Below are 18,763 nucleotides of genomic sequence, written 5' to 3' on the forward strand. Positions count from 1 at the left end.
CCAGCCTGCTGCTGTGATGTTGATTGTACCTCGCTAGGCTTGGCACAAGAGTCACAGTAGTAGACTGGTTCCGCAGTCCACAAGAATCTTCCTTCGTCAAACGCTAAAAACTGCAGAATCGAGTATCAACCTCTGATTTTCCCAGAGAGCCATTTCAAAACGCTTGGGGTAACGAAATCTGAATATGCTGTAACCCTCTACCCAATCCCAGTCCACAGCACGGGATTTAGACTTATCCCAGAGTTTTGAGTCGTTCAGTGCTTTATTGTTTATGGTGCTCAGACTGACACCTGAGCAATCTTCTTGAAGTATCTCGTTCGCGACTCGTATTGCTTCCTTTCGAATACAGTCATAACGTCGCTCTGCATCTTCGTGGCTTGCCAGCATTCTAACGTCCTGCTTGTTCTGAGAAAGGGCTGGCTTAGTTGGCTACTCAACCTAACACCCTTTCAGGCTGTTGTTCTTATTCGAGATCAATCTACTACAGATGACTGTTGTTCACTACAGAGATATTTTCAACTTTGCATTCTTCCGACTCACTCTGAAGCATTCAGAACAGAGCAAACCATACAACCAGCTGACACAGTCATACTGCAGTGGTCTAATGATCATTAGGTGGTATTACTGCCACCTTAGAAAAGGTGTTTCATGGCAAGAAATCGTCAGTTATAAAAGAAGAATTTAAATTTAAAGCTGCAAAGCTAGTACTCGATCAAAGCTTTTAGGCTATTATGCCTCATTGGATTATACCTTCGTGGCAGGAGCCGGAACGGACATGAACCCGACCTACCTCTATAAAAATGTGGAGGACTGAATATGAAACCCAACAAAGAAAAACTCGAGGAAATCCGCAGAAAGCTGCGTGAGTCATTCAAGAAAGACAAAATGTTCATTGAGAATGAACCCTCCTACACAGGTGATCCAGATAAGATCTTTTCACCCGATCCCGAGGAATTGAGTGACGAGCATGAAAAAGACGAAGACCAAAGAAGAGAGACAGGCTGAAGAATCAGTGCAAAAGTATCTGAAAAATCAGCACTAAAACCCATCCATATATGGGTAGTAACAAAAAAGTCAGACGCAAATAGCTCAAGTCTTCAAACTATTTTTGGCTGAGCCCTCACTATTTGCCTTCATACCCTCTATATATTTTCTAATGCCTCCATAGGGGTTGATAAGATAACAACACGATTTATACACTCTTGACGCATGGAACCTTCCAGACACCTGCAAGTCTTATCTTTATTGGAATCAACCCTCTTATAAGGATGTAAGAATGCAGGTTTCTCCCAGCACCACTTCAGTTGCCCAAAGCACCCTTGACTCCGTCAAAGCCATTTCTCAGCGGATACGCGCCCTTGTTCTGGATAATTTCCTGAGTACAGAGGCTATGAAAACACTGGCTAAAACCGGCTTTCATCCATCCGAACGCCTGATCAGCCGGGAAATAGAACACTGCGATCTGTTTCAAACCCTGATTATGGGTCTAGCCTGGAAACAGCTTTCTGCAGCAGGTCACATCGCTTTAAAACAGATCTTTGTTCATGCCACACAAGCGTTGAATGAAGCCATCTCAGATCTGAAAGAAGGAGAGCAGCTGGCTCTCTTTGTCGATCTGGATGACGGAACGGTTGAAAGCACGCCCTACTTTTCCGGATTGACAGGCAGCCGCAACCATATGACGCCCGAAAGAAGTTCAACCTGGTGGAAAGCTCAGGCCAAGCGTTCCTATGCATTGTGTGGAGCCCAGGACTTTCTTAAACAGGCGACTTCAACTGGCAAAGTGAAAATCTGTTACCTGACCAGCCGATCTGACCCTTCTCTTCAGGCTGATACCATAACCATGCTGAAAGCTTTCGACTTCCCGGATGTCTCTCAGACATCCGTAAAAATTGCCCATAGGTTGAAAAGTAAATCCGATCATATTGAAGACGTGAGCAAAACGTGTCAGAAAGCCATGTTTATTGGTGACAAACTGGGCGACTCGGGCATCAATACATCCGTCAGCCCCGAGCAGCTTAGAGAAACCATCCGAAAAGAGACCCGGGAGCACTGGGGTAACGATTACTTTGTTGTCACCAATCCTGTCTATGGCCCTTCCTGGGAAGGTATTACTCATACTCCCTATAAAGCCACAGCCTCCCAAGAGCAGGAAAAAAGGCAGCAAACATTACAAACCTGGGATGATCCAGAACTCCCCTGCCAAACTCCTCCAGCGGCACTCACTCAACAAATGCAGCAGGCACTGCTCTATATGCAGAGTCCGTCTTACGATGCCCTGACTTTGCAAACCTGCAGACGGGCAGGTGCAGAGTTTGAAAAACAGATAAACGATCAGAACACATCGGATAAGGTCGTCGTAATAGACATCGATGGTACCGCTGTGAATAACAGTCGGTGAATGGCTGGGTTGTGTGCAAAAGGACAACTCAGCAGTCAGAACTCACTGCATCGCTACGTATTATCGGGAGACGCACCGGCCATTGAAGGCGTTAAAGAGCTGGTACAGCACTATCGAAAACAAAATATACCTGTCGTCTGGGTAACCAACAGAGAACCCAATCCGGATTCGAAAACCTCTGACAATAAAATCAGAGAAGCCACTCGCAAACAACTGGAACAACACGGTCTCTTTCAGGAAGGTGATGTGATCCTGATGAAAGGTGATTGTCAGGGTTTTACGCCAAAAGGAGAGACGGAGCGCTGTAAGAAAGGGCGTTTTGAAGCCATAAGACACGGACGCGTTATCCCTGGCAGAAACAGAATTGTTCAGTATGTGGGTGATGATTCGGCAGATCTTGAACCGGATGCCGAACCTTATCATGACATCAACTGTGATCACTGGCCCTCAGAAGAATCTTCAGAAATCGGTAGCCGTCGTATTCTCATGCCCAATCCGATCTTTTATCGTGGCTGGCATCAGTCGCTGGTAAAACATTGGGCAAAACAGGATAACAAGCCCGAGCTTTCGAGTGATCTGGCAAAAGCAGCAAGAACCAAGCTGGAGTTGATACGCTGGAGAACGAAGGCAGAAATTGCCGAAGATAACCTGCACGTGCTGAGACAATTGGAAAAGGTGATTGCGCCGGACCAGCCAATATCATAACGGTCAGTATGGCTAACCACTTTGAAACTTAATGCGTAAAACAGACTCAAAGCACTACAAGATAGGTGTTTCCAGGCTCTAATAACTTCATGTTCAGGTTTGGATTGAGTCAAAGCCAGGGATGGCAGACCCTATTTCTGATTGAAATCAACGCAGGACATTGGGTCTAATCTATCAATGCATAAAGGTAATTATGGAAGGTGCGCTCCCCCCACAAAGAAAATCATCATTAAAAGTTGAAGAAGGAGCATCCCCCTCCTCAAATAGAATGTCTGCCATCTTTAGTAAAAGACAGGTTTCATCTGCAGGCTCCAAAAGAAACAGTCAGGCCCCATGCCTGGATAGGGATATGTCCCAGAATCCCTATGCAACCATTAGCAGAAGAAGAGGAAAGAAAGTGACCATCTCTCAATTTCCCCCTGTAGCAGACTACTTCAGAACACCTGAACGGCTAAGATATGATTTAGAGAAACTTCAGCCCGACCCCCACTCACTGAGCAATCTTGTTAGTAATATCAAGATTTCTGCCTATACCTTGTCGAAACATGGGCAGTCAGCCCAAGCGAGTCAAGATGACGATATCTGTCAGCAAGTTTTTCTATCCAAGCTGTCTTACCATCCGGAAAATCGTTTCTCCATGAGTGACTTCCACCTGCTGGTCAAGCTGATTAAGGCGGTAAAACAATCACCTGACAAACCCATTCTGATGCCTCTAATGGGAAGTATTGCCCATGCTTTCGTCACCGAAATGGCCGGTGCGTTTGATCTATCCTATGATGAATTGGATAGTATGCGAAGGGATTCTGAAGCCGATAAAATTAAGCTTGGAGAACTACTGGTACAACGAATCAATTATCTATGTGCTGATGAAACCTCTGAAGAACAGTTACAGAAAATTCTTGCCAAACCTGAGCGCATCAACCACATCCAACACCCGAAACGTGAGCTGATCAGGAAAATGAAAGATTTTTCAGATCTGATAATAACAGGCGTCCTTCCCAAAAACTCCGTAACCTGTCAGATTCGAGGTATGTTCCTTGTACTGATTGATCATCCAGAACGAGTAAAGGATGACCTGGAAGTCAATGAAGTCATGATAGAGGCCAATCGTCTTCTTGCTGAGACTCCAGAAACAAGCTCAATAGACACTCTTTTGGATTTATGTGCATCGGCCTCTTAGCCTAGGATTCAATAAAGGATCAGCTTAGTCACCAGTCCCTAACAATTCATCCTTTAACTCCGGATAAGCAGTATCAGGGGATAGCCAGATATTAATGAAAGCTCTAGCATGCTCTGTCCCTATACTGGTACCCAGTAACTGACCTGCCTGATAAAAAAAACCTCGTCCATCATTGAGAACAAATAATAAATGATCCCCTTTACGAATATCTGGCCATATAGCTTCCAACTCAGACAGCCATAGTTTACGACGACTTTCTTTTATACCCAGGTGCTGCCATTGGTCGTCCGTTGCCTGCAACAGACCTCCTTTCTTGATGTTTCTGCGATAGGTGATTTTCAGTGCCAGTTGATCCTGTCCTGATGAGTAAATACCTTCGGGTGTGCGCAGCTCAGAATCATAAATAACCCAGAACCCCCAGGTAAGCTGACTGGCACCTACGGTTTTCCAATCATTCCAGACCGCTGAACTGCCTGATACCTGATAACTTAACAACCATAAGAAAACAATTTGAATCAACCCTTTCATGAGCTGGCCTCCATGCCTGAGCGCTCTTTGTATTTCTTGAGCCAGAACAGCACTAATACTGAAAAAAGCACCCAACACAAAAATAGAACTGAAGCGGTCAGGTAGAAGTTCATCGGCAGAACAACCGCTCCGAGCCGGGCTCCGGCCACATAGCTCAACATCCCACCAATACCGCCCAGCAACAGTATTAACCCTGGAGCTCGCCCAAGAATTTGTTCCTGAATGTGCCAGACGAAAGAAGCAAAACCCAACCAGAGAATGATGAGCCACAACGGAATAAAGACAGTGTCGAACTGGAACAGGCCAAGCCACCCAAGGACAGTGTCCATGAGAATACCTTGAGCAGCGAGAAGGATTGCAAAAAGGATACTACGTGGAAAGATAAACCCGTTTAACAGCAGGAAAAATGCACCTAGCCAAAGGTATTTATCTTGCCCCAACACCAACAATAGCCAGAACAGATTAAACAGAATTCCAATCAGCACCAGTCTTCCGTTCGATTTCATAGCCGTAAAATCCATTACTTTTTTGAATTCTACGGCACAGATCCCTCATTGGATCATGATTAGCCCTGGCTTTCTGTTTCTTGATTAAAACGTAACTTAAAAGTAACCGGGACAGACTGGGAAATACTTTTCACTCCAGCAAGATCAATCAATGCCTGAATACCCGGCATCAGGCCAAACTTGCCGACATCCAGCAGGAGAGGCTTGGCAGTAGCCACCTCGACAGTCTTGTCTTTCAATAGGGTGACATTCAATAATTCCCGTAACCGTCTTGTCTTGCCATGCAGGGTAACTTTCGCCGTTACCCGAACTTTCTCGGTTTCACCGACTTCAAGACGCTCATGAAGGTTTTTGCTCAGTGTCACTTCAATGTCTGCTGTGGGGTATCGGGTAGTCTGGAAAAAAACATCCCTGAGCCGGCCGTCCCGCTTTTCAATACCGGTATTCAGACTGGCGAGTTCGATGGTCAGTGTTGCTTTACCAGAATCAGAGATACTGCCGTCAATGGATTCAAAGTGCCCCACCGTACCAACCTGGGCTGCTTTAATGAAAGTGAAATAGAGTTCGGAATGACCTTTATCAAGATTCCATTGCGCCTGAGCGCTGCCAATCAACAGTCCCGATAGAGCAATTGCCCTTAAAATGCTGGCAAACTTCATAAGATTCCCTGATTCTTCTTTTTATCGTCTTGAATCTGCATCCTATCTTCAGTGACTTCCACTGTAAAACCCCCAAAGGGTCAAATATGACCAAAAAAAGACACTGACGTTACATTTTCCTATGGTTCTCTCTGGATGCCTTTTATATCAACTTCTGTATCTAAATTCTCACCTGAATAAAAACGGTCTTAATGAAATATTCAAATCTGCGTCTATCCTTAGACGCACCTTGGAAGAGCAGAGTTGAGGCCTGTCATGAAGTCCATTGCCCTGTCAGGTGCCTATTTCAAATATACGATAACTGTCCTATTTTTAAGTGTTTTATGCCATCAGGTTCAGGCCAGTTCAAGCATCACAATTATGGTTGAAAAGATTCCTCGCTGGAATGAGGAACTCAACACCAGAGCCATTTTCACCGTCAAATCGCTAGAGCTTAAGCAACAGTGCGGTCATTTTGCCCCACTCAATGACTCAAGCATTCTCTATACAACGGCCAATGGTGGTGGCAGCACAGACTCTTCGGGGCAACACCAGGACAAACCTGCAGCCCCCCCTGAAATCCGGGTTATCGATGGCAGATATGAACATCCGGACGACTACGAAGAACTGAGAAGCCAGCCACCACGCGATCCATCAGGCCCTAAACCGGAACCCGTAAAGTATGGTGAACTGACTGCTCAGCAAATTCTCGAACTGCATCTTTTATACAGTTATGCCCACCAGCAAGGTAATACAACCCACAAACTGGTAGGCGACTTTCTGGCAACGAATACAATGCACTTTGCCATAAATAGCGACCTGAATCCTTCAACATCTGGCCTTCATCTTATCGCCATACCCACAATGTAGCCGTGGATTCAGAACATCCGGCAACAACGGTTGATTCGGTAGTACAGACCCTGGCAGCCACTCAGCACCCTGCCGTTGTTCTCTCTGTCTTTATCAGTGAACACTATGCCGACCATCAGATTTTTGATTTTGTCCGATTCATTCGCAGCTGCTTTGGCTTACCCCCAAGTGGTTGAGCCTTCACGAAACAGTTCTCTTTGTATTTTAATCAGAGACATTCAGGATGGAGTTGAATGAAAACAGCCAACTACTGGCAAATGAAAATTATCCAGAGCTTGCTGTCCTTCCTGCTTTTTATAACAGGATCAATTCATGCAATGGAATCCGTGATCAGTCTGGTCATTGCGACGAATCAATGGCATCAGTTACAAAAAGCACCTCCCGCTTTAAACCAGACTGTTTCCAGTTCCCAGTATTTGCTACCAGAACCGTTACCCCAGACGTCACCTCCGGGAAAACAGGTTCGATATTTTCTGGTACCTGAGCATCCCACAACGCCTCCCATTATTCATTACAACTGCATAAAAAACCTGACCCTTCACGTTCATGATGATGTCAGCCCTCTCTATTTACCCGATAAGCCTCTGTTACCCAGCCCCCTTTTTGCTGAATACGATTACATTTCACTGAACGACTACACCGAAAAACACTACATTATTTATGACCCTTATCCTCCGGAGTTTGATCCTGATTCAAATCCGGATCAACCTGCCGGGGAAAACGCTCATGAAAAAATACTGGCAATCCCTATAGAAGACTCAGATCAAAGTTCTGAGTTTTACTTCATTGAGGTCAAGCAGCCTCAATTAAGACTGATTCTGCGCTTTAAAGATCAACGGTTGATGATTCATAACGTTCATAGAGACATTGATGAGCTGTTTCGTTCTTTATCACTTGAGCCTGACTTATCTGTCGATCACTTAAGCGATCTAAAACTCTATCTGCCCCCAACAACCTCGACCCCCGATATTGCACTGGAGCTTTCAATGCCCCGGGATACTCTAGGTCAGCTGCTCTATAGTATGGGTCTGCTAGTTGCGGTCGCAGAAGTAGATGGTGAAGTTGTCTACCTGTTGAAGTGGCCTGATGGCTCTATTACCAGCATAACCGCCCGTGAGTTTTACCAGCAGCTCAGTATTGCCTTCGAAGCTGAGCTGGAAGCATTTATCAACGGTCCACTTTTTCCCACAGTGGCGCCTGAAGTATATAGAAACGGCTACGCTCTGCCCCCAAGTACTTCAGGAAATTCATCCTACCGGGACTGGTGTAATGCCAACGGTTTCAGTAGAAGTGACGGTCATGCTTACTTGCGGAGAAAATGGTCTCGTAACTGGCAGGTGCTGCGTTCAAAAGAACAACTTTTTCAATCGGCCGGGATCAGCCTTGAAGATGTACTGAAAAAGATCTGGATGGCACCTAAAAAAAAGAAAAAAGGAAAGAATCAAAACAAGGTTTCTCCACCCCCTCCGGCTGCGTATCCACAGGATAAAGAAGAATCATCCCCCAAAGCAAAACCGGAAGAGCCCCCCTTCAAAACAGGATCAGTAGACCCTTCGAAACTGCCCGATTTCTCCACACTGGTCAAATCCATAGAGGTTAACCGGGTCAATCATCTTGAACTGCAGGCAATGTCCCAGGTCGCCAAACACCTCTGGGCTACTTTCTTTTTCCTGACGGGGATTGACCTTCCGGAAGCCAACGCTCAAGTATCTCGTGAAACGCCGACTCGAATTGCCATGAAATGGTTAAAAAACAGCGCTAATGAAATGATGCCTTCGGGCACCTTCCTGGATCTGTTCACGCTTATTGAACAACTGGGAATTTATTCCCCCGGATCGGGTGCTCGACTGAAACCTTCTACAGTGGTTGCAGGTCTTTGTAAACATTTTGGCAACAAAGACCCTCGCTGTATAAAGCTGAGAAGACACATCAGCTTTTTCAGGTTAGCTATTTACCAATGTCCTGCTGTAGAAGTGGGTGCAGCTCAAGTAATGGACTGTCTGCAATCAACCCATGATCTTCTTACGCGTCAGGTTAATCTGGACTCCCTGAAACACTCCAGCCCCCTATTTAAACGACACTTAGAAATTATTACAGGCCATTTGGACATGGAGCTGGAAGACGATCAATCGCCTTCCCAGCAATTAATTGATGCTGTCATCTATCTGATCGATCAGTACGACCTGGACGAACAATGGCCCCTGTTAGCCTATAACCTGGGCCTTCCTTCAAACGTGCTTGAACTATTCAAGTCATTTAAAACAGGAGTCAGGGAAATAAAAGGAGAATGGCAGTCAGTCATTCATGCCATTTTTAAAGAGGCTCTCCAGTTCCGGGATGGCTTTATGGATCCACTGGAACTCTCACTGGCTCTAAGGGAAAGCGGACTGGGCATCATCGCCAGTATTCTGCAATTACCCGAGTACCCCCGCGATGCATCGGTTTCGGAGATGCTGATTCGTTTCTTCGACTCAACCAGAGACCGAATGTTTCCCAACCGACCTTCTTTGGATTTAGCCTACAAAACGCCTGCTGAACTGATGTTATCCGGCCTTCTGGATCATCAGCGCATTGGCAACGCAAAGGTGGTTCTGACAGTAAAAGACTGGGATACCCAAGTCGACCACTTGTTGATTGGGCATTTTCCCGACACTTGGCGAACGGTTCTTAATGATGCCCTCTATCTGAGCCCACAACAATCCGCACCTAATTTTTACCGGCTTATATCCAACCCCTCTCTTGTCAGAGAAGAGATCTATCCGGCCTATACAAATAAACTGCCTCTGGGTAGCCGGTACATGGGCACTATGATCCCTTCTGAAAGCCAGCGTCACTCGCTCAGCGATACCATGATTTTCTTCAGTGTGGTGACCAACGCTCTTCATACCCTGCAAAAAATCTCCGAAGGCCAGCATGCCAATGTCATTCTTCAGGGTATGTGGCTGGAATTAGGAACACAAGCCAGTCAGCTGGTCATTTATTCTGTTCCACAATCGTCGCCACACACCCTGAGCATTCGTAGCAACTTAAAACAATTACTGCTGGAGTGGCTGTTACAGGCTCCGGTTTCCCCGGCCGAAAGTTCATTGCTGTTCGATTCTGCCTTACAGGCCTATAAGCAGCTTGATAGGGAGGCCTCCCGCACCTATCTCTCCTCTTTTATTTCCATGTTCTTTAAATTGGTGGCTATAGATGAGAGTCAATACGCTTTTGAGTTCGAGGAACTATCAAGATCTTTCACAGTGTATGAATGGAATAACGAAGTAACAGACCCTCATCTAACATTTCGAGAACTGATTCACCAATGGCTTTATGCCACCGCTGAAAAAAAGTGGCCCAAGCAATCCATGATCAATGAGCGCAGCACTGATCACTTCCTCTTCCTGAGGCTCACCCATCCCGACAATCTCAGAGCGCTTTTACCGGGTGCGATTCCCCAATACTTGATGGTACTTTCAAATCACCACTCCACCCTGCTACATGATGCGCCCTCTCTTCTTCTGCAACGGTCTGGCCCTCCTATGCAGAATAAAGTTATCACGGTAGCTTCTTCGGAGGGTGGTGAGCCAGGCGATTATTACTCTCATATAGAGCAGTACGATGGCAACTACCCGTCTACTGTCGCTTTTTTCAATATTAAACCGGGCTTGAAAACTCTGACAGCGCTACTGCATGACTTTAATGCCTGGCCTTTGAAGACTCGTGTCCGATACCTGAAGGCTTTAATTGAGCTGATTCAGGAGAACCCTTCATTTCAACGACCTCTCCATTTACAGCATCTGGTTGCTTTTGATCCGGAACTGACAACTCCCGGTATTCTCCTTGAGCCAGGTCTGGTACAGGACTTCAATCCCGGAGCATTTGCCCAGCTGGTTCTCGAAATCATGACGGGACAACCGCTCCCGGAAGAAAAATACCCTCGAATGGCGCAGAGTATCAGTCTTTTAGAGAAAAGCTGCTTGAAGCTGTTGCCCTATTATCTCAGACCTATTCTGGAACTGATGAATATGGCGCACTGGCTACCCTCAACCAATACAGCCCCATCTATCACAACCCGACAGTTACTGCCTCTTTTGGCTATAGAGCTTGAGAATCTGAACCGTAACCTGCAATCGGTTCAACTCCCTTCAGCCAGCCATTTCATAGAAGGAGGCGCGCCACCCAAACTGGATGCTCTCTGCTCCTTACCCCTGCACTGCCATCCCGATATTCTGGCTGCAGCAGGAATGAGCTGTAATGCAAAACATTTGTTCTGTCCGCAATGTCTGATCGCATTCGATCATACCCGACATGTCTGGGAAGACCTGACCCTCAGACACTGGCTGAATTCACGTCAGAACTGCCGCAAAGCAAACCAGACTATTCCCACGGTGGCTCTTCAGCATATTCCTGACTTTCTGGTGCTCTGTTCAGAAAAGTTTGATCAGGATAAATGGTTGAAAGGCAGTATGACCAAACAGGATCTGGACTGGCTGGCTCAGCAGGATACTGCTCAGGAAAAGTGGCTGCTGCTAGCCTGGCTGACAGGCATCCAGCCTGAACAAATTGTCCTGGCTTATCAGCAGCATCAGAATAACAATCAGGATTTGTTGAAAGCCCTGTTCTCTGGGAAAGCTATTTCACGCGCAATGATGATCCAGGCTACGGAGCAAGCAGATACGCCACTGATTCATACGCTGCTGACTCATAACCTGGTAGAACCTGTGCACCCGTCATCAACGACTGTGGAAGTTCAATCGCTAAGCTATCAATACGCCCTTTTTCTACAGCAATACCCGGGGCTGCTGGATATTCAGGAGCTGGAACAGCGTAAATTGACTCAATGGCAAACGGCCGGTATACCAAGCTGGCTCCCCTTGGTTTCAGCCATACAGGAGCAACATCCAGCCACTCTACCCAGCCTCCTTCACCACTCTCTGGAATCCTGCAAGATTCTGGCTCCGGACATTGAGCACAACGATTCGACCCTATCCCTTGTGGACTGCATTATTTTTCTGGCAGACCGTCATAATCTGACAGAGTATTGGGCAGTTACCGGATACTTTCTGGGACTGGACTCGAAAGCACTTGAAAAGATTTCCCGTAAGAAAAACAACATTGATCGTCTAAGAGACACTCTAAACGCTTTCCTCAATCAGAATGGTCATTTCATGGATCCCAGAGTTCTCGGCACAGTCTTCAGTCACTCCGGCCTGGGACTGATCAGCCGCTTACTGCACTTCCCCATGGATATTACCCTGATCGATTCATCATTCCTGGTGACCCCCACTCTGGCGGCTCAAATCAATCAACGCCTTCACCATCAAACGGATATATTGAACTGGGTGCCCTTAAGCCTTCTCCACCCGGAGATAAACAGAAACCTGCGTAATGTTCGTGGCATTGCTGAGCCAGCTTTCTTGATTGAAGCCTTGAACCAGCAGCTCAGAAGTCACTTCCATCTTCCGGAGATAACTCCGCCCCAAAAGGCTTTAACAACTTCCGGTCATCCCCCATATTCCGGGCAATTTAGCCATTTGCCTTATGACGGTGAAGTCCAGGCATGGTGGATCATCCCTCTGGATCAACTTCAGAGCACTCTCCCCGGACTCATTGAACAGATAGAAAACGCAGCGATTGATCTGCAAAAAGCCCAGCCAATGCCCGACAACGTCTCTATTCGTCTGGAAACCGGAGCTCTGAATCAACATACCCCTTACCTGCAATTCGTACTCTATAAAAACCTGCAAACCGAACCGGGTCCTGTTCCTCTCTCCACAGACATAGCTCGAGGTTTACTGGGACTATTCAGTAGCCACCATCTCAGTCATAGCCAGTCTATGCAGATTGCACAAAGCACGGAATTGATTGCAGGCCTGATCAGGACCCGCCCGATATTGCCAGCATCCCGCTTCCATTACCGGCAGGCTTTAGCCCAACTGATTCATCAGTGGCATCTGCAGCCTCCCCAGCAGCGAATGACTCAAGACTATCGGGACATGGTGGAAAATGTCAGGGAGAACTCCAGCTGGTTTGATACAGAGATGCGCCTGATCGTTCCCATTGCCATGATCAATAAGGGGAAGACCAGAGGAAAAGCCGTCCAGTGCAAGCACTGCAACCTTGTTTTGAAGTCACCTAAAAGGCTGGAGTGTTGCGAAACGACACTGTGCCTTAAATGCATCAACACAGCCATTCAAGACAGTTCAACCAAAACCTGCCCTTATTGCGCGGCTAAACAAGAGCTGAGCCTGTTACCCTATACCGATCATGAATCTCTGGCTGTAGCAGCCAGTAATACCTTTTATCAATGCCGGGAATCAGGCTGCTCAACATCCGGAACTCTGGATACGCTGGAGCGGCACAGTTGGAGTAGACATAACCTGATTCCGGGACTGACTCATATAGTCGATGAAGAAGCATTCAGCTGGACTCAAAGATTCCTGATCCAGAGAGTGATCCGACAGCTGGCTGCTCAGCAACAACTGAGCCAGGAGAACCCACTGCTGACCACCTATGATACTAACAGTCTATTTGTGGTTCATGTATCCGACTCTGACCAGACACATAAGGTAAAACTGGTCTGGCAAAACAGTCAGATGGACATTCTAAGTGAAGAGTGCCACTTGTTTACTGCTGCGAATTTTTCACAGGGAGCACGGACACGCAGGGTTTCAGTGTATGCCTGTCCAGTCGCAAAACCATCTGAGGATGCGGGCTCTCCTGAGAAATATCAGACCCGTGGTGAAGCTTACCCCGTCGTACAACACTCAACCCATTGGCCAGATACTGATCGCGCCCAATACCTGATTCAACTCAGAGCGCTGCTCCAGACGCTGAACCAGATGAGAAGATATCCGAACTTTGAAGCGGCTCAACTGGTCCGGTTTCAGAATGATCAGGGGATTGAAACAGCCGGTATCCTTTATACAGAAACCTCCGGTACAAGCTCTAACCTCAACACTTTGACCGTTGCACTATCGGTACTGGCAGGCCAGGAGATATTCCCGGACCGAAATCAGATTCAACCCGCTGATCTTTCTCTGATTCTGAGTCACCCTCTGCTGCCAGAGCATATGGCATCGGCCTTGTTGCATTTTTTGCAGCCTATACACGACGGGACACTGGGCTCCATCATTGTCGCGCATCCTCACCCGACACTATCTCTCAGCCCCGGAGAGCCTTCTTCAGCCCTGTATCTGCTAAACCACCCGAATCACCCATTGGTTCTTACTCCACTGTCACTCTTACAAAAAACACTGGGGTATGGGCACCAATGGTACTGCTCAGGTTGTGGCAAGGTGCATAACTGGCCTCTGTTAAACCATTGTCTTGTATGTCCGGAATCCAGCCAGAAAGATGAAACCGACTTTTGTTCTGAATCAATCCTGAACCAAAGACTTCACCACCCTCCGAATGGGGCCGCACTGGAGTTACGCAGAAGTTCATTGCTCAACAGTCACAGAGCCATCAATGCCAATGAACTCGCCTTGGCTGGTTTTCAGTACAATCAGGAAAGCCGTCAGATTGAATGCCCTCAGTGCCAGTTGAATATCACTCCTTATCTTGGACAGGTGAATCCCTGGTATGCCCATCAGGCACTCAGACCCGGATGTCCCTACATTCGACCTTTTCATCTGCCCCAACCGCTGTCTTACTCTGTGGGGAAATTGATTGATTTCATAAAAGACTGTTATAAAAAAACACAGCCAGAGATTCCTGCAGCCGTACTTCAACAGCTGGGACAGACTGTATTGAAAGAGATGCACAGTTATCTTGGAGATTCAGAAAATCAGCTGATGGAAGGCAGAATCAATGCCGAACAGTTCTGCCGGACTTTTGCCAGAGCAACTCTGGAAATGGCGCGGGACAAGGTTTGCTCGATCTGTATGGACAAGATCAGTGATGTACGACTTAAGCCTTGTGGGCACGCTATCTGCAATGAATGCCTGCAGCGGCTTATGGACAACCACAAACGGGTCCACCCCAATGATCCACTTCCCTGTCATAAATGCAGAGAGCCCATGCAGGGCTTAGAAAATTTCAGGTAATCAACGTACGGCTTTTCTGTTCATCAGGAATGACTGAAATTCTGGAAATACCAGTCAATACACAAACAGCCATAAGAATCAGAAAAACCCGGACTTCCCACATAGGCGCAAGAACAATACTGAACGTGAAACTCAGCATTGTAAAAAGGATGGCACGACGCTTGTGGCTGGCCTTCATGCCACGATGGTTTTCCCAGTTACTGAGCAATACCCCGAAGTGACGGTGATTCAACAACCAGTGATGCAGACGTTGGCTTGAGCGGGCAAAACAGAAGGCCGATAACAAAAGGAAGGGTGTTGTTGGCAAGAGTGGCAAGAGTGGCAACACTATGCCCAGTACACCTGCTGCTAATGACAGCAGACCGATTAATGCCAACAACACTCGAAGCATTCAAAAACCTTTCATGGGATCAGGAAATTTAAAACGATAACCCAACTGGCTTTTTACCTTATCACTGTTCACGATTCGATAAGGAGATGCCTCATTTACAAACTCAGGTGCAGGCAAACCCGACACCTTACAGGCCTCAGTATAAAAATCACGTTTGGCAGGGTGCTCATCTGCTGAGCCGTTAAAGACTTCACCCCAGGCTTCCTGCTCAATAATGGCCGTCATGATGCCAACGCAATCATCAACATGAATCATGTTAACCAGACTGTCAGGCCCTTTGAGCTCTCTGCCAGAAAAGTACAAGCCTGGATTAATGCCTCTGCCCATCAGGCCAGAAAACCTAACGACCGTCATACTAAAAGAAGCACTCTCTGTGAAAAGCTCTTCAATGGGTAGCCAGGATATTCCCAGAAAAGCATCGCTGTCATGAGAAGCATCGTCCTCACGAACAACTTCACCGGTCTGGTGATACACAGAGGTAGTGGAGATCAACAGGACTTTTTGAACACTATGACTTTCTGCTTCATCTGCGATGCGCTGCATAATGACAGAAAATTGGACTGAGGGCTCTTTTTTGGCTGAGGGCTCTTTTTTGGCTGAGGGCTCCCTGGATGGAGGCACAGTCACGATGAGGATATCGGTATTGAAAGCCGCATCAAGATCTCCTTCAGGCTCAGGTAGAAACTTCAACACCGAGGTTTTCATTCCTGCGGCATTCAGCTTATTACACTTTTCCTGGCTGGTAACAGTTCCACTGACCTCAAAGCCCTTCTCGACAAGCACTTCAGCCAATGGCAGGCCCACTCGCCCGTAGCCAACGATACTGATTCTGGGTTGGGTGTTCACGGCTTTTCTCCCCTGCCACGCTTATTCTTTGGCAATTCAGGATTGGGTTTTCGAGCATGCAGTAAATGTTTTATGGCCATAACCGGATGCTTCAACAGCATTCGGGGTCCACCGTAACGCATGATAATCCGGGCTTTTTCCTTCATATCCTTTTTATAACAGTGGATTGGACAGTTCTGGCAAACCGGTTTTACCTGACCATAAGGACATTGACTCAAACGGAATCCGGCAAATTCAATAAACTCGCCACATTCCTGACAAAGCCCCTGTTCACGCTCCCTGTCGGAATGATGATCCCGACAGTAGATGCGCGTCATGGCAATAATCGTCTTATGCTCGTAGAGTAGTGCCCCTGTGAGGGGCTCTGTCGTTTTTCTCATAGAGTAGGTTGTATAGTCATAGCGGTTCAGGCAGCAAGCTGCTTTAGCGCTTCAAACTTTTCAAGTTGCTCAGCGACAAAGCTCTTATCCTTGTTTCGACGGATATAAAGCTTGAATACTGTGTTTCCAGAGTGGCTGAAGAACTGTACGGATTTGGTGTCTACGCCGTGAAAAGGCTTGGAAACCAAGGCAATTTTGCTGTACCCGTCCAACTTAAGATGACCTTTCAAAGGCGTATTCTTGTCACTCATGTTGTAGTAACCGAACTTCATCCCACCCTTTGGGAAAGGTCCGGACAGTTCAAAAATATGACCATCGACGTCGATAACCGTCAGCAGTTCACCCCAGCTACGGAATTCTTCCGTCAGTTTTTCAAAAAGACTGCCATCCAGCAAAGTCACCATATTTTCTGGCAGATTGCTGACCACCTCAAGCTCGCTAACCGATAGCTCTGCAGCAATGTCTGCTGGCAGTTTTTCCGGGTTCCCGGCAATGATAGCGCGAACGGCCTCTTGGCTGCTGATGGATGTCATGATGTTTACTCCAGATAAATAATTCTACTGCAAAGCGGTAATATACCCATCGCCTTTCAAGTTGCTACGTTGTTGTCAGCGCTCGCTCACCCCAGTCACCTACTTTTTGTAGGCTCCTGGGGCTTCACGAGCTTGCCGCCTAGCAGCAACTTGAAATCCAATGGGTATAAGCTCAGTGCGGTATTAAGTTCAAGACGACTTTTGGTGTGGGCAACCTTTAGGTACACCGGCAGACATTTGAGCTCTTTTTGCATGCCCTCCCATGTACACTCCGGACTCAGATTCTTCCCCGGGATGCCCATAGCCAATAGGGTGCCCATAGCCAATAGGGTGCCCATAGCCAACAGAGAGTGCCAGCAGATATTGCTGCAGCCCCTGGTTCATATTCACCGCCCAAAACTGCCCCGCCAGCGTCAGATCAAGAAAGTCGCCATTCATTTCGGCCAGACCATTGTTAACCCAGGCTTCAAACAAAGGACGGCAGAGACGACTGAATTCAAAGCCGCTTTCATCCATTTCCTTGAGGTTGAGGAAACCCAGATCAAAAGCAGCGCCTGCGGCATTGAAGGCTTTATAGAGGGGGCTGGGGGCCACTATCCCCATGACCGGCTTTTTGCCTGCATCAATGTCGGCATAGTAATCGTCCAGCTTGCGTTGCAGCATCATGCTGTGGCCACCCACATTGCCACCCGCACCGGAACCAAAAGGGATCACTTCTGCCCCGGATTTAGACAGATGATTGTAGAGATTACGCTCTCTCGAGTTGCGTCCCCAGTGGCTGACACTTAGACGACGAAAGTGTTTTTTATTCAGGAACTCGATGGCTGCCAGAAAACGGTCGGCTTTTTCTTCAGTACCTGCAGGGGTTGGCATAGAACCTTTTTCAATGCTCTGGGCCATACGGGTGTGCCCCATTATGATCAACTGATAGAGGTCTGCACCATCAATGCCACTGTCTACCAGTATCTCCAGATCTTTCAACCAGCTTTCTGTTGTCTGGTATGGCAAACCAAAAATCAGATCCACTACAACAGCCACCTGATCGGTCGACATCAGCTTCTGAAGACGCTCCAGAATCACTTCCTGTGGATCAATTCGGCTCATCTTACGGCGAATAGTCGAATCAAAAGTCTGGACACCCAGAGAGAAACGGTTAAAGCCGGCCTCAATGCAGGCATCAATTTTTTCATCGGTCAGACCATTGAAGCGGGACTCAAAGGTCATTTCGCAGTCATTGGCTAATGGCAGATGCGCCTTGATCACTTTGCCCAGTCGACGAATCTGTTCAGGAGTTAGATCCGTAGGGGTTCCACCGCCAAAGTAAACCGCGTGAATAGGTGCACTTTGAACTCTGGGTAGCACAGCCGTCATTTCAATTTCACGAATCAGATAGTCGACATAACGTTCTACCTGAGCTTCTTTCGTGGTGTTTTGGAAAAAACCGCAATAGGAACATTTTGTTCTGCAGAACGGGATATGAAAATAGGCAGCCCGTTTACCTTGGCCTGGTAACGCCATCAAACGATCCCAGGCTTCCTGCCATTGATGCGCAGGCAAAGGGGTACCCGCTCCACGACTGTGGGCGTTGGTCTTTTTATCAAAGGCGTGGCGTAGTGGATCAGGCGCAGAGCGACCAGTCATGGACTCTGTTAATAGAACGGGCTTGTTCATAATTTCATACAGCATTCAGAAATAATTCATTGACCCTTAACGCATCCACAAGGACTGGAGCTATTAAGATCAGTAAGCAACGTT

Annotated in this window: 16 protein-coding genes; 7 read left to right on the forward strand and 9 right to left on the reverse strand. The window is 47.2% G+C overall.

Annotated features, from left to right (window positions below):
• Window positions 1–96 precede the first annotated feature (96 nt).
• A complete protein-coding gene (locus ACR2PX_RS12540) occupies window positions 97–387 on the reverse strand; it encodes a hypothetical protein (RefSeq protein ID WP_433999697.1) in 291 nt (96 codons plus the stop codon).
• 429 nt (window positions 388–816) lie between these two features.
• Here ACR2PX_RS12540 and ACR2PX_RS12545 point away from each other — a divergent pair, with 429 nt between their 5' ends.
• The 4 genes from ACR2PX_RS12545 (at window position 817) to ACR2PX_RS12560 (ending at window position 4,286) form a co-directional block, all read left to right on the forward strand.
• On the forward strand, window positions 817–1,005 hold the full coding sequence (locus ACR2PX_RS12545; protein ID WP_433999698.1) for a hypothetical protein: 189 nt from the start codon (window positions 817–819) through the stop codon (window positions 1,003–1,005).
• Between the two features lie 271 nt (window positions 1,006–1,276).
• On the forward strand, window positions 1,277–2,401 hold the full coding sequence (locus ACR2PX_RS12550) for an HAD family acid phosphatase (protein WP_433999699.1): 1,125 nt from the start codon (window positions 1,277–1,279) through the stop codon (window positions 2,399–2,401).
• Window positions 2,402–3,106 (forward strand): HAD family acid phosphatase, encoded by a 705-nt coding sequence (locus tag ACR2PX_RS12555; protein ID WP_433999700.1) that lies wholly within the window; start codon window positions 2,402–2,404, stop codon window positions 3,104–3,106.
• Window positions 3,107–3,455: 349 nt separating this feature from the next.
• A complete protein-coding gene (locus ACR2PX_RS12560; protein WP_433999701.1) occupies window positions 3,456–4,286 on the forward strand; it encodes a hypothetical protein in 831 nt (276 codons plus the stop codon).
• Window positions 4,287–4,310: 24 nt separating this feature from the next.
• Here the strand turns inward: ACR2PX_RS12560 and ACR2PX_RS12565 are convergent, their stop codons facing one another.
• From ACR2PX_RS12565 to ACR2PX_RS12575, 3 genes are read right to left on the reverse strand one after another with little or no spacing between them, the layout of a single operon-like run.
• Window positions 4,311–4,814 carry a chalcone isomerase family protein gene (locus ACR2PX_RS12565; RefSeq protein ID WP_433999702.1) on the reverse strand — a complete coding sequence of 168 codons (504 nt, stop codon included), beginning with the start codon at window positions 4,812–4,814 and terminating at the stop codon, window positions 4,311–4,313.
• On the reverse strand, window positions 4,811–5,320 hold the full coding sequence (locus tag ACR2PX_RS12570; RefSeq protein ID WP_433999703.1) for a DUF2878 family protein: 510 nt from the start codon (window positions 5,318–5,320) through the stop codon (window positions 4,811–4,813). The genes ACR2PX_RS12565 and ACR2PX_RS12570 overlap by 4 nt, the downstream gene beginning before the upstream one ends.
• 59 nt (window positions 5,321–5,379) lie before the next feature.
• Window positions 5,380–5,979: a YceI family protein gene (locus ACR2PX_RS12575; RefSeq protein ID WP_433999704.1), complete on the reverse strand. Its 600-nt coding sequence runs from the start codon at window positions 5,977–5,979 to the stop codon at window positions 5,380–5,382.
• A gap of 360 nt (window positions 5,980–6,339) precedes the next feature.
• On the opposite strand from ACR2PX_RS12575, the gene ACR2PX_RS12580 reads away from it, so the two are divergent.
• The 3 genes from ACR2PX_RS12580 to ACR2PX_RS12590 are packed head-to-tail and all read left to right on the forward strand — an operon-like array spanning window position 6,340 to window position 14,858.
• Window positions 6,340–6,828, forward strand: coding sequence for a hypothetical protein (locus ACR2PX_RS12580; RefSeq protein WP_433999705.1), 489 nt, complete (start codon window positions 6,340–6,342; stop codon window positions 6,826–6,828).
• Window positions 6,829–6,830: 2 nt separating this feature from the next.
• On the forward strand, window positions 6,831–7,004 hold the full coding sequence (locus ACR2PX_RS12585) for a hypothetical protein (protein ID WP_433999706.1): 174 nt from the start codon (window positions 6,831–6,833) through the stop codon (window positions 7,002–7,004).
• Between the two features lie 57 nt (window positions 7,005–7,061).
• Complete coding sequence (locus ACR2PX_RS12590) at window positions 7,062–14,858, forward strand: RING-HC finger protein (protein ID WP_433999707.1); 7,797 nt, start codon at window positions 7,062–7,064, stop codon at window positions 14,856–14,858.
• Here ACR2PX_RS12590 and ACR2PX_RS12595 read toward each other — a convergent pair.
• From ACR2PX_RS12595 to hutW, 5 genes are all read right to left on the reverse strand, one after another.
• Window positions 14,851–15,249, reverse strand: a complete 399-nt coding sequence (locus tag ACR2PX_RS12595) for a YbaN family protein (protein ID WP_433999708.1) — start codon at window positions 15,247–15,249, stop codon at window positions 14,851–14,853. The two genes, ACR2PX_RS12590 and ACR2PX_RS12595, sit on opposite strands and share 8 nt — an antisense overlap.
• Window positions 15,250–16,095 carry an NAD(P)-binding domain-containing protein gene (locus tag ACR2PX_RS12600; RefSeq protein WP_433999709.1) on the reverse strand — a complete coding sequence of 282 codons (846 nt, stop codon included), beginning with the start codon at window positions 16,093–16,095 and terminating at the stop codon, window positions 15,250–15,252. It abuts the gene before it with no gap.
• A complete protein-coding gene (locus tag ACR2PX_RS12605; protein WP_433999710.1) occupies window positions 16,092–16,475 on the reverse strand; it encodes a nitrous oxide-stimulated promoter family protein in 384 nt (127 codons plus the stop codon). The genes ACR2PX_RS12600 and ACR2PX_RS12605 overlap by 4 nt, the downstream gene beginning before the upstream one ends.
• A gap of 26 nt (window positions 16,476–16,501) precedes the next feature.
• Window positions 16,502–17,008 (reverse strand): heme utilization cystosolic carrier protein HutX, encoded by a 507-nt coding sequence (gene hutX / locus ACR2PX_RS12610; protein WP_433999711.1) that lies wholly within the window; start codon window positions 17,006–17,008, stop codon window positions 16,502–16,504.
• Between the two features lie 189 nt (window positions 17,009–17,197).
• The gene (hutW, locus tag ACR2PX_RS12615; protein WP_433999712.1) at window positions 17,198–18,694 is read right to left on the reverse strand and encodes a heme anaerobic degradation radical SAM methyltransferase ChuW/HutW; all 1,497 of its coding nucleotides are present in this window, start codon (window positions 18,692–18,694) and stop codon (window positions 17,198–17,200) included.
• Window positions 18,695–18,763 lie beyond the last annotated feature (69 nt).

Source organism: Endozoicomonas sp., from assembly GCF_051008435.1.
Lineage (GTDB): Bacteria > Pseudomonadota > Gammaproteobacteria > Pseudomonadales > Endozoicomonadaceae > Endozoicomonas_A.

What these genes read in the sequence shown, in the direction of transcription:
- ACR2PX_RS12555 (WP_433999700.1), top strand. Translation starts at nt 2,402, where the DNA reads ATGGCTGGGTTGTGTGCAAAAGGACAACTCAGCAGTCAGAACTCACTG.
- ACR2PX_RS12550 (WP_433999699.1), top strand. Translation starts at nt 1,277, where the DNA reads ATGCAGGTTTCTCCCAGCACCACTTCAGTTGCCCAAAGCACCCTTGAC.
- ACR2PX_RS12545 (WP_433999698.1), top strand. Translation starts at nt 817, where the DNA reads ATGAAACCCAACAAAGAAAAACTCGAGGAAATCCGCAGAAAGCTGCGT.
- hutW (WP_433999712.1), bottom strand. Translation starts at nt 18,694, where the DNA reads ATGCTGTATGAAATTATGAACAAGCCCGTTCTATTAACAGAGTCCATG.
- ACR2PX_RS12605 (WP_433999710.1), bottom strand. Translation starts at nt 16,475, where the DNA reads ATGAGAAAAACGACAGAGCCCCTCACAGGGGCACTACTCTACGAGCAT.
- ACR2PX_RS12560 (WP_433999701.1), top strand. Translation starts at nt 3,456, where the DNA reads ATGTCCCAGAATCCCTATGCAACCATTAGCAGAAGAAGAGGAAAGAAA.
- ACR2PX_RS12540 (WP_433999697.1), bottom strand. Translation starts at nt 387, where the DNA reads ATGCTGGCAAGCCACGAAGATGCAGAGCGACGTTATGACTGTATTCGA.
- ACR2PX_RS12575 (WP_433999704.1), bottom strand. Translation starts at nt 5,979, where the DNA reads ATGAAGTTTGCCAGCATTTTAAGGGCAATTGCTCTATCGGGACTGTTG.
- ACR2PX_RS12590 (WP_433999707.1), top strand. Translation starts at nt 7,062, where the DNA reads ATGAAAACAGCCAACTACTGGCAAATGAAAATTATCCAGAGCTTGCTG.
- hutX (WP_433999711.1), bottom strand. Translation starts at nt 17,008, where the DNA reads ATGACATCCATCAGCAGCCAAGAGGCCGTTCGCGCTATCATTGCCGGG.
- ACR2PX_RS12595 (WP_433999708.1), bottom strand. Translation starts at nt 15,249, where the DNA reads ATGCTTCGAGTGTTGTTGGCATTAATCGGTCTGCTGTCATTAGCAGCA.
- ACR2PX_RS12565 (WP_433999702.1), bottom strand. Translation starts at nt 4,814, where the DNA reads ATGAAAGGGTTGATTCAAATTGTTTTCTTATGGTTGTTAAGTTATCAG.
- ACR2PX_RS12580 (WP_433999705.1), top strand. Translation starts at nt 6,340, where the DNA reads ATGGTTGAAAAGATTCCTCGCTGGAATGAGGAACTCAACACCAGAGCC.
- ACR2PX_RS12570 (WP_433999703.1), bottom strand. Translation starts at nt 5,320, where the DNA reads ATGAAATCGAACGGAAGACTGGTGCTGATTGGAATTCTGTTTAATCTG.